Source organism: Wolbachia endosymbiont (group B) of Eucosma cana (assembly GCF_947250645.1).
In the GTDB taxonomy this organism is placed as follows: domain Bacteria; phylum Pseudomonadota; class Alphaproteobacteria; order Rickettsiales; family Anaplasmataceae; genus Wolbachia.
Window position 1 is genome coordinate 25,718 of the sequence record NZ_OX366334.1, and the last position, 16,111, is coordinate 41,828.

General features: G+C 33.3%; 14 protein-coding genes and 1 tRNA gene. 8 read left to right on the forward strand and 7 right to left on the reverse strand.

Annotation, left to right across the window (positions count from 1 at the left end; translation table 11 throughout):
- Positions 1-314 precede the first annotated feature (314 nt).
- A complete protein-coding gene (lpdA, locus tag OOK99_RS00130) occupies positions 315-1,700 on the forward strand; it encodes a dihydrolipoyl dehydrogenase (RefSeq protein WP_264719826.1) in 1,386 nt (461 codons plus the stop codon).
- Between the two features lies 1 nt (position 1,701).
- Here the strand turns inward: lpdA and OOK99_RS00135 are convergent, their stop codons facing one another.
- A complete protein-coding gene (locus tag OOK99_RS00135; protein WP_264336461.1) occupies positions 1,702-2,061 on the reverse strand; it encodes a hypothetical protein in 360 nt (119 codons plus the stop codon).
- Between the two features lie 73 nt (positions 2,062-2,134).
- On the opposite strand from OOK99_RS00135, the gene OOK99_RS00140 reads away from it, so the two are divergent.
- A complete protein-coding gene (locus OOK99_RS00140) occupies positions 2,135-3,157 on the forward strand; it encodes a UDP-N-acetylglucosamine--N-acetylmuramyl-(pentapeptide) pyrophosphoryl-undecaprenol N-acetylglucosamine transferase (protein ID WP_264719827.1) in 1,023 nt (340 codons plus the stop codon).
- Here OOK99_RS00140 and gshB read toward each other — a convergent pair.
- Positions 3,142-4,068, reverse strand: a complete 927-nt coding sequence (gshB, locus tag OOK99_RS00145; RefSeq protein ID WP_264719828.1) for a glutathione synthase — start codon at positions 4,066-4,068, stop codon at positions 3,142-3,144. The genes OOK99_RS00140 and gshB overlap by 16 nt on opposite strands.
- Positions 4,069-4,131: 63 nt before the next feature.
- Here gshB and bcp point away from each other — a divergent pair, with 63 nt between their 5' ends.
- Both bcp and recF read left to right on the forward strand, forming a co-directional pair.
- A complete protein-coding gene (gene bcp / locus OOK99_RS00150; protein WP_006013317.1) occupies positions 4,132-4,599 on the forward strand; it encodes a thioredoxin-dependent thiol peroxidase in 468 nt (155 codons plus the stop codon).
- A gap of 8 nt (positions 4,600-4,607) precedes the next feature.
- The gene (gene recF / locus OOK99_RS00155) at positions 4,608-5,687 is read left to right on the forward strand and encodes a DNA replication/repair protein RecF (protein WP_264330933.1); all 1,080 of its coding nucleotides are present in this window, start codon (positions 4,608-4,610) and stop codon (positions 5,685-5,687) included.
- A 17-nt stretch (positions 5,688-5,704) separates the two neighbouring features.
- On the opposite strand, the gene OOK99_RS00160 is transcribed toward recF, so the two are convergent.
- From OOK99_RS00160 to OOK99_RS00170, 3 genes are all read right to left on the reverse strand, one after another.
- Complete coding sequence (locus tag OOK99_RS00160; protein ID WP_264719829.1) at positions 5,705-6,865, reverse strand: aspartate kinase; 1,161 nt, start codon at positions 6,863-6,865, stop codon at positions 5,705-5,707.
- Between the two features lie 89 nt (positions 6,866-6,954).
- Positions 6,955-8,673, reverse strand: coding sequence for a monovalent cation:proton antiporter-2 (CPA2) family protein (locus tag OOK99_RS00165; protein ID WP_254230050.1), 1,719 nt, complete (start codon positions 8,671-8,673; stop codon positions 6,955-6,957).
- Between the two features lie 5 nt (positions 8,674-8,678).
- On the reverse strand, positions 8,679-9,251 hold the full coding sequence (locus OOK99_RS00170; RefSeq protein WP_264330936.1) for a thioredoxin family protein: 573 nt from the start codon (positions 9,249-9,251) through the stop codon (positions 8,679-8,681).
- Between the two features lie 102 nt (positions 9,252-9,353).
- On the opposite strand from OOK99_RS00170, the gene tmk reads away from it, so the two are divergent.
- The gene (gene tmk, locus OOK99_RS00175) at positions 9,354-9,947 is read left to right on the forward strand and encodes a dTMP kinase (RefSeq protein ID WP_264719830.1); all 594 of its coding nucleotides are present in this window, start codon (positions 9,354-9,356) and stop codon (positions 9,945-9,947) included.
- Positions 9,948-9,972: 25 nt separating this feature from the next.
- Here tmk and OOK99_RS00180 read toward each other — a convergent pair whose 3' ends face one another.
- Entirely contained in the window at positions 9,973-10,653 is a 681-nt protein-coding gene (locus tag OOK99_RS00180; protein ID WP_264719831.1) for a hypothetical protein, read from the reverse strand.
- A gap of 364 nt (positions 10,654-11,017) precedes the next feature.
- Positions 11,018-11,094 (reverse strand) — tRNA-Met (locus tag OOK99_RS00185).
- A 96-nt stretch (positions 11,095-11,190) separates the two neighbouring features.
- On the opposite strand from OOK99_RS00185, the gene OOK99_RS00190 reads away from it, so the two are divergent.
- Genes OOK99_RS00190 through OOK99_RS00200 form a run of 3 tightly spaced genes read left to right on the forward strand, consistent with a single transcriptional unit; the run spans position 11,191 to position 16,109 of the window.
- Entirely contained in the window at positions 11,191-13,302 is a 2,112-nt protein-coding gene (locus OOK99_RS00190) for a ComEC/Rec2 family competence protein (RefSeq protein WP_264719832.1), read from the forward strand.
- Between the two features lie 45 nt (positions 13,303-13,347).
- Positions 13,348-15,156, forward strand: a complete 1,809-nt coding sequence (locus tag OOK99_RS00195) for a coiled-coil domain-containing protein (protein WP_264682486.1) — start codon at positions 13,348-13,350, stop codon at positions 15,154-15,156.
- Positions 15,156-16,109, forward strand: a complete 954-nt coding sequence (locus OOK99_RS00200) for an RluA family pseudouridine synthase (RefSeq protein WP_395460862.1) — start codon at positions 15,156-15,158, stop codon at positions 16,107-16,109. Before OOK99_RS00195 ends, OOK99_RS00200 begins: the two co-directional genes overlap by 1 nt.
- Positions 16,110-16,111: the final 2 nt, after the last annotated feature.

Below are 16,111 nucleotides of genomic sequence, written 5' to 3' on the forward strand. Positions count from 1 at the left end.
ACTAAGTAAAAAAAGGCAAAAGAATCCCTATATAGCGAGTTTTAATAATGTAAATTGATAATGTGATAACAAGCGTGTTTTGGCTGAAGTAGAAAAAATTTAAAAAACATGCAGCCGCTATAATTTTTATGTAATCTGCCAATAAATATCTGAGTTTTGTTGTTAAACCCGCGGAGATTAAAAATAAGGATAAATACTCTTATTGATATAAGAAGAAAAGTGGGAAGGTTTGTCAAGCCGCTTCTATGCACCTGAGCATTGATTATACGGGTTCCATCTGTTATATATAATCTTTTTGAATACGAAGAAAGCTGATGAATGAGTATGATATTACAGTTATAGGCAGCGGTCCTGGTGGTTATATAGCAGCAATTAGAGCGGCGCAGTTTGGATTTAAAACTGCAATTGTTGAAAAGGAAGAAAATTTGGGTGGTATATGCTTAAATTGGGGGTGTATACCAACAAAATCGCTACTTAGAGCATCTGAAATTTATAGGTTAATAACAAGATCAGAAGAATTTGGCATAAAAGTAAAGGATGCAAGTTTTGATATACAATCAATAGTGAAATACTCAAGAAACGTTGTTGATAAATTGTCAAGCGGTGTTGCATATTTGATGAAAAAAAATAACATCAAAGTTCATCAAGGCTTTGGTAAACTTGCAGGTAATCGTACTGTAAAAATTCTTAATGACAAAAAGGAGGAGGAAATTTCTTCCAATCATATCATTTTAGCAACAGGTGTTAGAGCGCGAAATCTACCTGGAGTAGAGGCGGATGGAGATTTAATATGGAATGCGCAGCACGCTATGACTCCAAAGAAGTTACCAAAATCGCTACTAATCATAGGTTCTGGTGCGATAGGAATAGAATTTGCAAGTTTTTATAGTACTTTAGGGGTTGATGTAACAATTATAGAAGTAAAAGACACTATTTTGCCGCTGGAAGATAAAGACATTTCAAATTTAGTACAAGAGATATTTACAAAACAAGGAATAAAAATATATACGAGCAATAGTATAAAAACTTTCACTAAAAATAAAGACTCTGTTCAAGTGCAGCTAAGTGGTGGTGATAATAAAGAATTCGATAGAGTAATTGTTGCAGTTGGCGTTCAAGCAAACACTGAAAATATAGGTTTAGAAAATACAAAAATTAAGTTGAGTCCTTCTGGTTTCATTGAAACGAATGAGTGGTATGAAACAAGTGAATCAAGTGTGTATGCAATAGGTGATGTAGCTGGTCCCCCATGTTTAGCGCATAAAGCAAGTCATGAAGCTGTAATCTGTGTTGAGAAAATTGCTGGTAAAAATGCTCATAAGTTAAAAAAAGAGTGCATACCAAATTGCACTTACTCTCATCCGCAAGTAGCAAGCGTTGGCCTTACTGAGGAACAGGCAATAAAAAGTGGATACGATATAAAAGTAGGAAAATTTCACTCCAACTTTAATGGTAAATCTATTGCACTAAGTGAAACTGAAGGTTTAGTGAAAACAATTATAGACAAAAAAACAGGCGAACTTCTTGGAGCTCACATGATAGGAGCGGAAGTAACAGAGTTAATTAGCAATTTCGCTCTTGCAAAGCAACTAGAGGGAACAGACTGCGACATAAAATCTACGATTTTTCCTCATCCAACTATTTCGGAAATTATACACGAATCAGTACTTGCCGCAGATGGTGAATCGTTAAATAGTTAAGCTAACGATTCATTGTTTTAGAGCTACAATTATCCTGATTAGGCGATTCAATTCTAATAGATTGATTACCAATATCAGATTTTTCTAACTTTTCTTTTAACCCTTCAGCTGCTTCTTTCACTTCAAGCTTTTTTTCCTGATTAAGATCCTCTGGGCTTTTTCTTTTACTGTCTAAACCTTGTTGTCTATCAATATTTTTATTGAGTTGTTCTTGCTGAGGTAGATCAACAACTGAGTTAAAAAGAGCTTTTATTATGTTTTTTAATAAACCTCCGCTTCTGCTTTGCTCTTGAGGCTTATTTTTTACGTTAGATTCTTTTTTACTGTCACTATTTTTAGGCATTTTTAACTCAACTATCATAAAGCTTGATAAAATTTTACATGCAGATTATTAAAAAATGATTAATAATCTATTATCAAATTGCTATTTACAGATGGATATTATTCTAGCAACAGGCGGTACAGGTGGGCATGTTTTTCCAGCTATAACCTTAGCAAAAGCACTAAAGGTACAAGGGCCCAATTGTATATTATTCACTGATCAAAAAACCATCAATATAGAAAGTTATATTTTACCATTGTGCAAGCCAAGTGGCAACAAATTGAAGTTTCTCTTTTTGTTAATGTATAGTTGTGTATTAGCACTGTATCAAACAAGAAAATTAAAACCAAAGCTAATCATTGGTTTTGGTAGCTACGCTTCTTTTCCAACTCTTTTTGCAGCAAAGATTTTTTCTATACCTATAATTTTACATGAACAAAATATAGTTTTAGGGAGAGTAAATAGATTCTTTTTCAAGAGTGCAAAATTAATTGCAACTAGCTTTCCAGAGACTAAGTATGCAGAAGGTAGTAAATGCGTTTTTACAGGAAATTTTGTCGATATAGAAGCACAAGGCTATTCTAGAGCTGAAACAGTTTTAAACGTGTTAATAATAGCAGGCAGTCAGGGTGCAAATTTTTTTGATGATGTAGTGAGCAGCGTAATTTGTGATCTACCTGTTGAAGTAAAAGAGAGGATTAGAGTAACGCAGCAATGTACGAAGAAAAATATAAACAAGGTCAAGAGTCTATACAAAAGTGAAGGAATTGATTGTGAGTTAAGTGAGTTTTTCGATGATATGGAAAATAAACTGGCCAATGCTCATTTGGTAATTAGCAGAGCGGGGGCAACTTCAATAGCAGAGATTACTCTTGCTGAGCGTCCTGCTGTATATATTCCTTATCCTCACTCAAAAGATAACCATCAATTTTATAATGCAAAACATATTGAAGATTCGGGAGCAGCTGTAATGTTTGAGCAAAATAGTAACGCGAAAAAGAATCTAGGAGAGTTGCTAGTTGATTTATTGCAAAATTGTCAAAAATTGCGTGATATGGCTAATAATACTAAGAAAACAAGAATAAGGAATGGAGTTACTGAATTTATTAAGGCAATAGCTCAAGAACTTAGTTGACGAATTGCTTTTTCTTCAAATGCATTCCATAGTTCTTTTTCTAGTGATTTACTATACAACTTATTGATATAAACTACTCCCGTAGGCGAAGTTGTGTTAATTTCAAGAAGGAAGTTATCTATAATATCAATGCCAACGAATATTAGCCCTCTTTTCTTTAGCTCAGGACCAATTTTATTACATATTTCGTTGTCTCTATCATTCATTTGGGCAGACTCAAAACTTGCTCCGAGTCTCAAATTTGTTCTGATTTCTCCGCTAGATTTTGGAACTCGCTTCATTACTCCTATTGGCTTTCCATCCAGTAGCAGTATTCTTTTATCTGTATTTATCTTTTTACAAAATGCTTGTGCAATTACAGGACATTCATATTTTGCAATCATGAGATCGACTACCACTTGAATGCTATTTTGGTCTTGTATTCTTATTACGTCATTTCCTCCATAGCTATATAGTGGTTTCAAGATGATATCTTGATAGTCGTGACAAAAATTTCTAATCATCGATATATTTTCAGTGATCAAAGTTGGAGGAATTAGCTCTGGAAATAGTGAAGTAATTAATTTTTCAGGACAGTTTCTTATTTCTGTTGGATTATTTATTACTAACGCAGTAGTCTTTTCTAAGATATAGGTTGTTGTAATGTACCGCATATCAAATGGTGGATTCTGTCTGATAAATATGATATCCATTTCATTTAGGTTGATTACTACATCCTCTTTTGAAATGAAGCTACAATCATCAACGCTGACTTTCTGAGCAAGGGCAATTGGCTGATTTAACTTGAGTGCTAAATTATTAGGTACATAAACAAAAATTTCGTACCTTCTTCTTTGCGCTTCTTTTATTAATGAAAATGTAGTATCAGCTTCAAAATTTATACTTTCATCCATCTGAAAAGCTACTTTCATTTATCCTCCCTTCCTATTACAATATAATATAGTACCATAAAAGTGTTAATAATGGAGCAAAGTATGGAATTAACAATAGGAAATAATGCACCTGATTTTAGCTTGCCAACAGATTCTGGTGAGATTTTATCACTGAGTGAATTTTTTAATAAAAAAAATGTAGTTCTTTATTTTTATCCTAAAGACGATACTCCGGGCTGCACAATGGAGGCAAAAGGCTTTAGAGACAATATAGAAAATTTTTCTTCTCTTGACACAGTGATAATTGGTGTATCAAAAGATAGCGTTAAGTGCCACGCTAACTTCAAAGCAAAATATTCTCTGCCATTTTCTTTAGTTTCTGATGAAAATGCTGAAATGTTGGAAAAGTATGGTGTTTGGGTAGAGAAAAGTATGTTTGGCAAAAAGTATATGGGAGTAGAGCGTACTACTTTTTTAATAGATAAAAAAGGTAAAGTAGTGAAGATTTGGAAAAATGTAAAAGTGAGTGGACATGTTGATGAGGTTTTAGAGGAAGTAAGCAGAATATAAATTAAAGAATGGCTACCCATTGCTATATAAAAAAATTGAAATTACATAATTTCCGTAGTCATTCAAATTTCGAACTGGATTTAGACGATAGATCGGTTGTAATAACTGGTCAAAATGGTATTGGTAAAACTAATATACTTGAAGCAATCTCATTGCTTGCTAAAAGTAATGGCATGAAAAAAGTAAAAATTAGTGAGATGCAAAATAGACTCAGTAATGAAGATTGGGCAGTGCATTATGACTTTTTTAATGGAACATACTTTAACTCAATTGGTATAGGAAAGAATCTTAATAATAAACTAATACAAATTGATGGAAAAACACAATCAAGTTATTCATCTCTGTATAGAATATCCAATGTAATATGGCTCATTCCACAAATGGACTATATTCTTCTTAATTCTCCGAGCGACAGATTAAAATTTTTAGACCGTATCGTCTCACTGTTTGAAGAAAATTACACTTATTGCTATATGAAATACAGGAAAGCTAAACATGAGCGAAGTAAACTGCTTAGAGAGAATATTTTAGACGGAAATTGGCTCTCTAGCCTTGAAAATGTCATGGCTACCAATGCAGTTGATATTTTACGTATGCGTTTGTCTGTTTTAAAAATACTACAGGGCACAATTGATAACCATTCTTGTGAGTTTTTTCCAAAGGCAAGTTTGAAATTTAGCAGTCAGCTAACTTTGAACGATACTGCAGAATATTTTCAGAATCGTCTAAAGGAAAACAGAGAAAAAGACTCATTAACTGGTAGAGTAACCTTTTCTGTACATAATGATAATTTTCGGGTTTTTTGCCAAAAAGGGGACATGCCAATAAATCTTTGTTCTACTGGAGAGCAAAAGCTATTACTGCTTTCTATCATCTTATCCAGTGTAAAAGCAAGGTGTATTTACTACAATAAAGCACCTCTTCTTCTGCTTGACGATATAATGTCGCATCTGGATAAAGATTACAGAAAGGTGTTAATGGAGGAGGTGTTAAGCATTCAATGTCAAACTTGGATAACCGATGTAAATCAAGATAATTTCAATAACTATCTTTGCTCTTTCAAGTTTGTTGAATTATCAAGTAAATAAATTTCAAGCGTGCTGTCTCATACATCAAGCTCATATTCGGTATGTAAATCTCTAATTAAAGCCTCAGCGTGTTTTTTTTGAACAACTATACTGATCTTGATTTCGGATATTGTGACAGCAAGTATTTCTATCTTTTTTTCGCTTAAAACCTTGAGTGTGCGGTACATCACTTCAGTGTTAGACATAATACCAATACCAATTATTGAAATTTTAGCTATATTATTGTTTACGACATAATTTTCATTTTTGTTCAATAACTTTGTCATTAAATCAACATCAAATTTAGAAATCAAAAAGCTTGACCCATGTATCATGTCAACTTTAACGTTTGCTCCTGCTATATCTCTTAAAGTATCCAGAGTATTTGCAAAGTTAGTAAAAGTTACAAGAGCTTCGTGAGTGCTATAAGTTATTCCAGTAATTAAGTATCTTTCCAGTACATCTTTTTCGTGTAGTACTGTAGTGCCTTCTACTTCCTCAAAAGTGGATAACACTTGCACCTTAATATTATGCTCCATTGCAAGTTGTACTGAACGATTATGCAATATTTTAGCACCAGATGACGACATCTCCAATATTTCATTGTAAGAGATAGATTTAAGCTTGCGTGCCCTTGGAACAATTTTTGGGTCTGCTGTATATATTCCGTCAATATCAGTAAAAATTTCACAAGTCCTAATACCAAAGACTACAGCAAAGGCAATTGCTGAGATGTCAGATCCTCCTCTACCAAAAGTAGTGATTCTATCATCGTATATACCCTGAAAACCAGCAATGATTGCAGCAGTATAACCCTCAGCAAAAGATCTTTTTACATGGTCAATTTTTATCTTTTTTATTTTAGACTCAGAATAAAAATTATCCGTTAGAATTGGTAACTGCCAGGCGAGCCATGATTTAGCATTAACTCCAACAGACAGAAGAGTGATAGCTAATAACCCGCAAGAGATTTGTTCTCCTGCTGAAAGCAGGACATCATACTCTGATAACTCTTGTCTACAATTTAAATTTGAAATTTGCCTGGCTTGAAAAGCCATTTGGTCAGTGAATCCTGCAGCAGCAGATACAACAGCAATTACATTATAACCTTTTTCAATATCGTTTTTTATTAGATTTGCAACTCGATTTAAGTCAGTTAGCGAAGTACCACCAAATTTTTTTATTATTATTTTGTTCATAGTTACAATAAGGTCAATTTCACCTTTCTAGAGAGTATAGTTGCTTAATTAAATGTGTTTTTCTGGTCACTAATTAAAGTGATAGAGGATTATTCATCTTTATCACTACCAAGGTCTTTTAACATACTGTAGTTGCCTTTTCTGAATTTACCTTTTAAAGATGTAACTCCGCTTTCGCTAATACCACTTAAACTTAATGCTGCTCCACCTAGCTGCAATCCAATTTCAGACGTTTCGGGAATAACTTTACTAGCCCCTAGATCTTTATAAACCTCCACATTATTCAAATCTGGTAAACGTATTATAATATTTACATGCGGGAAGTTTGTTGCAACTAGAGAAACTATTTTCTTTATAGTGACTTCGTTCTTTATTGAAACCACAAGAGCTTGAGCTCTTTCTATTCCTACTGATTTTAAAATTTCATATCTTGTAGCATCTCCAAGATATATAGGGAAACTGTCATTTTTTCCTTCTTTCACTATTTTTGATTGAATATCTACAACAACATAACTTAAATGCTCTGCAGTAAGCATTTTCGTTACCATATATCCCACTCTACCAAACCCGGCAACTATTACGTGGTTATAAAGATCTTGTGTGTCTGTTTCGATTGCTTCATCGTCTAGTATTATTTTTTCAGTGCTAAATGAATTTGCTATCCAGTCTCCTATTCCCGATAAAAGAGGAGTAAAAGCCATAGTTACTGTAGTTACCATCATAAGCACTTGAGCGATTTCACTTGATAGTACATCTAATTCATCTGCTAAACGGAATAAAATAAATGCAAATTCACCGCCTTGTGCAAGCAGTAATCCAGCTTGTATTGCAGGTGCACTTCTAAATCCAAAAAATCTACACAATGTATATATAATGGACGTCTTTAAAACGATAAGGATAATTGATAATAAAGTAACGAGTGGTAACTTATTGAGTAAAAGGTCAATATCAATAGACATGCCAACAGTCATAAAGAATAAACCAAGAAATAAGTCTTTAAATGGCAATACTGCATGCTCTACCGAATTCCTGTGTTCTGTTTCTGCAACTAGTAACCCAGCAACAAATGCGCCTAATGCCATTGATAAATGAAATTGTTCAGTAATAAATGCTGATCCTAATATTATCAGAAGTGTTGTTGATATAAAGATCTCATTACTCTCCATTTTGGCAATAACCGAAAACAATGGCCTCAGTAATAACCTACCAGTTACAAATATCAACACCAATGCAATAGCTGCTTGCACTAATGAGCCTGCCAACGAGCTTATTAAGCTGTGTTCAGAATTGCCAGTAAGCAGAGGCACTAGTACTATTAGAGGTACCACTGCAAAGTCCTGCATTAGTAGCACTGCTATTGACAATCTACCAACTTGGCTTGCTTGAGAACCCTTTTCTTGCAGAACCTGCAACACTATTGCTGTTGAGGATAGTGCAAGTCCACCACCGATAACTGCTGCCATGTTTGTATTTACTCCAAAGGCAAGAGCAATGCACCATATTGCTATCATGGTAACTATAACTTGAAGGGAACCAAACCCAAACACATGCCTACGCATAGCGATAAGGCGTTCAAATGTCAATTCAAGACCTATAATGAACAATAGGAAAACTACGCCAAACTCTGCAAAGTTATCCATTACTTCAACTGAATTTATCAGATTAAACCCATGAGAACCAATCAACGCACCTGCAACAAAGTAACCAAGTACTGGGCTAATATTCATTTTCCAAAACGCTATGACTATAAACACAGCAGCAGAGAGTAAAATTATAATATCAAACAAATGCTGAGAGCCGCTGTGCATAATATTCAACCTGTAGAATTAGACCATTTTATTGAACAACCAATGCTTGATTTTTGGTCAACTGGAGGATTGCTAGTTTCTGCAATAAATTTCATGGCTTGAAATAAATCACTACTTCCTACTTCGTAATTTTGAACTTTCTCTTTTTTTGTGTTGTTAAAACGCCCGCGATAGCAGAGGGCTAGTTTGGAATTAAAGCCAAAAAAATCAGGGGTACAAACAGCACCATACTCTTTAGCTACTTCTTGGTTATTGTCAATCAAATATGGAAATGTAAACTTATTTTCCTTGGCAAAATTAATCATGTTTTCAAAGGAGTCTTCTGGGTACTCATTTACATCATTTGGCATGATTGCAACGGTGTTTACCTGATAATCTTTTTTTAACAAATTAACATCGCTTACTAGATTGCTAATAATTGATTGAACGTAAGGACAGTGATTGCATATAAACATTACAATGAGACCATTTTCCCCATAGCAGTCACTTAATGTATAATATTTGTTATCCACTCCCAGGAGATTGAAATTCTTTGCAGTAAAGTCTAAATTTATCTTAGGAGTGTCTAGCGTAACCATAGCTCATAGAGAATTGTATACCATAATTTATGATCTTATTGCTTAAATGTCAAATGGTTTCTATGTAAACTGTTTGCATTTAGCATTGTAATTATAAAATTTATGTTCATAACCTTTGAAGGAATAGATGGTTCTGGTAAAACAACACAGTCTGAGTTACTTGCAAATTATTTCAAGCAAATTCACGGTGAAAATAATGTCGTATTGACTAGAGAACCAGGTGGTACTGATTTTGCAGAAAAAATAAGAGGATTACTACTTAAGGATAATATTGATCCTATTTCTGAACTCTTGCTGCTTATCTCGATGAGGCACGAACATATGAAAAAATTAATATTGCCAGCTCTTTTAGAAGGGAAAATAGTGATTTGTGATCGGTTTATTGACTCAACTATTGCGTATCAAGGGTATGGACTAGGTGTTGACTTAAGTCTAATAAGAGACTTACACAAATTAGTGGAAATTAAATATCCAGATATCACATTTATTTTAGATATTGATGTTCAAGTTGGACTCAGCAGAGCAAAAGACAAAAATAAATATGAAGAGATGAACGTTGATTTTTATAATAAAGTTCGAGAAGGATTTCAAGAAATAGCTAAAAAAGAACCCAAAAGGTGCAGTGTTATTACTAAAATTGAAACAAAAAGTGATAATCACGTACAAAATGAAATTATTGATATTGCAAAAACTTAGCTACACGCATTGAACTTTTGCTAGTTTAAACAGTTACCATACCAGCCTGTAGCAAAAAATTGTCAATTTTAGGTGACATTATTTCATATGAAAGACTCTCTTTTTGATTATCTAAAAAACTTTGTATTTCATTTTTAGGTTTTTCACTTATTGTTCTATATATTCTTGCGCGATTAATTAGCTCATTTCTAATATTCTTATTGCTTGCTTCAGTTATGGTAAAAAATTGATCAAAGTGATTTAACAGATCCTCGTCTTTTATCGAGGATGCAACGCTATCAATGTCTCTTACATATAAAGCAAGTTTGTGCGCTTTGCTACGATCCTCAAAACAAAGATTAATCAGTACGTTACAAAACTTACTTTTTGTAATATCTCTTGTTTCTGCTAGCAAAGATTCGATCTCGTCTTGGCAACGCACCCTCTTAACTGATTCAGCAGGTTCAACCATACCAAGAACATTCTCTACTACAGACTTTTTCTCACAACCAAAAAGAAACGTATAATATCCCATAGATAGGGTCAAAAGAAGGAATATAGCTGGAAGCAAGAAAGGAGCAAGTACATTTTGCGATCCAGGAAAGATAAACCAGATAGCAGTTGCTGCTGATACAGCTAAAAATAACCCTGACATAACGAGTTTTATTTTTCTTCTGTATCCGTTATCAATAACCGTATTTACGCCAATAAAAGCCACATCAACCATTGCTCATACCTCACTAAAAGTAATATTAGCTTAATAATAGCATTGTTGTGATAAGAAATCAATATTATGAATATTTTAATTAATTTATAAAATCATCCAACCAAATAGAAAAAAGGCAAAAGAAGTCCCGAATAGCGAGTTTTAATAATTTAAATTGATAATGTACTAACAAGCGTGATTTGGCTAAATGTAGAAAAAATAAAAAAGACATGCAGCCACTATAATTTAATGTAATTCACCAATAAATACCTTAAGTTTTTTACTGAATGTTGCGATTGAGCCTACAGGTCAAAAACAAGCTTTGAGTCAGAAATACCATTGCTATTATAATAAGAGAAATCGCGATGTTTGTACAATTGAAAGATGGTTGCGGGAGTAGGATTTGAACCTACGACCTTCAGGTTATGAGCCTGACGAGCTACCGAGCTGCTCCATCCCGCGTCGTTGCTTATTTATTATTATATGCGTAATAATAATAAATAAAAGAATAAAATCACACTATTACATATATTTATATATCTATTAACCTTTCTTAACATGATAGTAAATTATATACATAACAATCTGTGCAATGAAAAATATAACTTGATATTGTGGTTCCCTGTTTTTCAGTGTGCAGGAATTTTAACCTATTTCTCATTAAATTTTGAACCAAGCTGTGCTTTCACTATATCTATTTTTCTCTTGCTTTCACCTATACTAATTCTGATTGCAATATTATACAGGAAATACGCAATATTATGCATTTCTTTAATTGCAGTGCTCATAGGATTTACAACCAGCAAATTCAGAACAGATTCAGTTAATACTCACATTCTTGATAAGGAAAGGTATGTGAAAGATATTGTTGCTACAGTGAAGGATATTAATAACAGGGGCTCATACAAACAATTTCTGCTTTCTGTCTCTACTACCTCAAAATCCTCTCCTGTCATCCCAGTACTTGATACTGGGATCCAGAAAAAAAAGATATGGATTCCAGCGTTACGCGCTGGAATGACACCGTATAGAGCTCTAGATAACATCAGAATATCAGTTAAAACCAAAGCGGAAGAAGGCATTAAAATAGGGGATCAAGTAAAATTATCAGCAAAACTCTTTCCTCCAAAAATTGCGCCTTCGGAATATGCATATGATTTTGCAAGAATAGCATATTATCAGAAAATAAGTGCAACAGGCTTTGCAACAAGCAAAATAGTCCTGTACAAAAAGGCTGAAGCAAGAAAATTTCAAGAGTATATAGAATCTTTCCGTCAATATATCTATGAAAACCTACAGCAAAATACCAAAAAGCCACACGCGGACATAATCTCTGCATTATTAATTGGCAAAAAAGACGGGATAGATCAAAAAACTATGAATGCGATACGAGATTCAGGTATAGCACATTTATTCGCTATATCTGGTTTACATTTATCGTTTGTTGCTGGTCTATTTTTTATAGTATTCCGTAATTTATTTGCAATATCTGAAACTTTGACTCTTAAATATAACACTAAAAAAATATCTGCATTCTTTACTATCTTGCCAACTACCTTTTATTTGTTGATTACCGGTATGCAAATTTCTGCTCAGCGTGCCTACATCATGGTGATCTTGGTACTTGTTGCAATAATCATAGAAAGGAAATATCGAGGATTAATAGCAATTGCGTTTGCTGCTTCGGTGATACTCATAGTGGAGCCAGAAGCAATCTTAAAGCCAGGTTTTCAAATGTCATTTTCTGCTGTTTTGGCACTAGTTGCCAGCTATCAGATCAATGCTAATAAGTTATTCAAAATAAAAATAATAAAATATTTTATGTCGATAATGATCAGCTCAATAATAGCAAGTTTAGCAACTGTTCCGTACACAATATACAATTTTAACTATTTTTCAATCAGTGGCATTATCACAAATTTGATTGCTATACCAATAGTTACACTCATTATTATTCCACTTGGAATAATCTATGTTTTATTGATTCCTTTAGGTACTCAGTGGATTATAACGCCTCTCATGGAACGCCCAATTGACAGCGTTTTATATATAACAAACGCAATTGCCAGTCTTCAGTATTTGGTTATTCCTATTCGCACTTTTCCTGCCTCATTAATTATTATAATAACGCTTGGGCTATTATGGTTATGCTTGTGGGAAAGGAATTGGCGTTTCTTTGGAATTTTCTTTATTGTGCTAGGTATTTTCTCTAGCGCTATGTATACAACTCCTGACATTCTAGTCAGTGCTGATAATCTTGCTGTAAAAGAAGATGACAATTTACTATATTCCCTTACTAGAAAAAACAGAAATTTTGTTGTCAAAACGTGGGCAAAGCAAAACGGGCAGAATCAAATTGTGAATCATACTAAATTCAGTAATTCAAACAAAAGGCTAAAATGTAATGATTATGACTGTACATATAATAAAGGAAATAATAAGTCAGTGTTGCTAGCTCATAAAAGAGAAGATATTTTAGAAAATTGTAACAATGTCGATCTAGTAATTCAGTTAAGCAAGTTTAACTATCCAGCTTGCAATACTAAAATCATCAAATACTCTGACTTAGAGGCATATGGCACACACTCTGTTTGGCTAGCAAATAGTGGCATAAAGGTTAGCAAAGTCCGTTCTAATCGTCCTTGGCATAAGCCAAAAACTTGTTTTTAAAGTATCATTTATATATAATTACTTAATTAGGATGCAAGGAAATTTATGCCTTTAGATACAACAAATCCTTTCAATGTTAAAGTAGATCATAATTTTGCCAAAATAGATGATGCTATTGGTTTTTTTCCTAGGTTATGGCGTGCAACAAAGAAATATTCTGTAAGTAACACTCTACCCATAGCGATTGTAAATATTTGGCTTCAATTTTCTTTGGCTTATGTAGCTGCAATAATAATAACCCATAATGATCTAAGGTTTATTACAGATATTTTTAACCCAACATTCATGCCAATTTACACTTTGGTTTCTATTATTCTTTTAACAACTTTTGTAGCCTCTTCTGCTATGAGATATATGCATAAGCAGGAGATAAAAGAAGGAGAAAAGTTGATAGAGGAATTAATAAATAATAAAATTAGAGGTGGCAAAGACAACGAGATGAGTGAAATCGCTGAAAATGCTCTGAAAATAGAGATAAAACCAAATTTAAGTCTTATAGATTCCAAAAAAGCAAACTTTTCAATAGTTTTGCCAATTTCTGAAAATCAGAAAAAAATATTAGATAATCAAATACAAGAGAATAAAAATAAGGCCATTTTTCTTACCATACCATATGTAATTAGTGCTGTAATTATAGTTGGTGCGTTAATACAAAATAGATTGAGCTTTGCCAATATTCAGGCTTTGGAATGGGTTCCAGTTGTACTGGCTAGTATCATTGCTATCGTTGGAATATGTATAACATTCAGCAAGCTAAAAACCAATGAGATAAACAATAATCATAATATTGTTAAAAAATTTAATAATTTAGATATTCTCTTTCCATGCAGAAGAGGTGGTTTTGTATCGGTAATGGAAAAAAAGACAAAAGATGAGGAAGAAAATGATCCAATATCTCGATTAATAAAATTACTAGATAAGCACTTGACTAATTTTACAGATAAAATTGTTGACTCATTTGATAAGCGCTTAGATGAAGCTAAAGATCTACTTGATAGCAAACTTCTAAAACCTGCAAATGATGAAATTCAAGAAACACTTGTTCATCTACAAGGAATTAGAGGAGACATCAAAAAAGATTTAGATAAGTTGCGTAAGGAAATGATGGTCATTTTAAGCGAAGCTAAAGAGCTGGCAAAAAGAACAAATTCACTAAAAATTGAAAGCATTTTTTCTAGTTTAGAGAATACTATTAAAATCGCTGAAGATAAGGTTGAGCGATTTGAACCAAGCAGATTAGTTGGCTTTTTTCAATCTGGAGAAAGAACAATTAGCGATGATCGTGAGTTCATAGATACATTGGAAAAACAAAAAGAAGAAGCGGAAAAGATAAAGAACGAATTAGAAGAAGAACTAAAAAAAGTAAAAGATGAGCTAGCAGAATTAAAGAATAAACAGACTCAATCAAATGAACCTAATAGCAGTGAAGGCAGTATTACTGCTACTTCTCTTGAAAAACAGCGAGATGAAGAGAAAAAAGCAATAGAAAAACATAGATTATTAAAATCAAAAAAAAGGATGAAAGAGCTGGAGCAAGAAAATGCAAAATTGGAAAAAGAATTATCTGAACAAGAAAAAATGGATGAATGGAGAAAAAAAGTTAACGGTAAAGCAAGTGACTTTCTATATTATTTATTAGAGTCTATTAAGCTAGAAGAAAAAGATAAAAAAGAAGAAAAGAGGGAGTTAACGCTACGGGATTTTGATAATAAAATAATAATTTACTGGAAAGATGGCTCTCAAACAATTTGCCATATTAAAAAACAAGACGGCCTTCAAATTCAACCTAGTACAAAAGTTGATTTTGTGAATCCAGATGTTCATGCAGCATTCAAAGTAGCTTGCGCAGGGTAGTGACCATAGATATAACCTTAAATGTTAATAGTGACGAAAAAAAATTAAGGCTAGATACTTACATAGCTAAAAAGTGTAACATATCACGCAGTAAAGCACAAAGATTGATACAAGATGAGCGGGTAACATTACTTGGCACGCCGATAATTAATAATGACCACATAGTAAAACCAGGTGAAGAGTATATAGTACATCTCGTTCAACCTGACATATCCACATCAATTGAACCTAACTATAATATAAAGCTTGATATCATCTACGAAGATGGGGACATTATAGTTCTGAGTAAACAAAGTAGATTAACAGTACACCCAGGTGCTGGAACAAACAATGATACACTCCTGAATGCAGTGATCGCTCACCTTGGCAAAATTCCATATATAAATACAAGACCAGGAATTGTTCACAGGCTTGATAAAGATACTAGTGGACTCATGGTAATTGCAAAAAATGAACAATCCCACAGCTTCTTGTCTGAACTGCTATCAAATCGTAAAATAAAACGGGAATACTTAGCAGTAATTTGGGGAGCATTACCTAATCTGCAAGGAACAGTAAAAACCCATATTGCTCCAAAACGCAGTAATAAAGAAATGATGTGTGTCACAAAAACAGCAGGTAAATTAGCAATCACTCATTATTCAGTGAAGAAAATTATAGGGCAAGCAAGCCTGGTTAAATGTACTTTAGAGACAGGCAGAACACACCAAATTCGAGTACACATGAGCCACATAGGACATTCTGTAGTTGGTGATCAAGTTTACGGAAAAAATAGTAGTAAAAGTGAAAAACATGCTAAAAACTCTGACTTTATCCGTAATTTCAATAGACAGGCACTACATGCTCACACGCTAGGCTTATATCATCCAAAAAGTAAAGAATATATAGAATTTGTTTCTGATTTACCACAAGACATGCAAGTCTTAATCGGTGAATTTGAAAATATATCTTAACA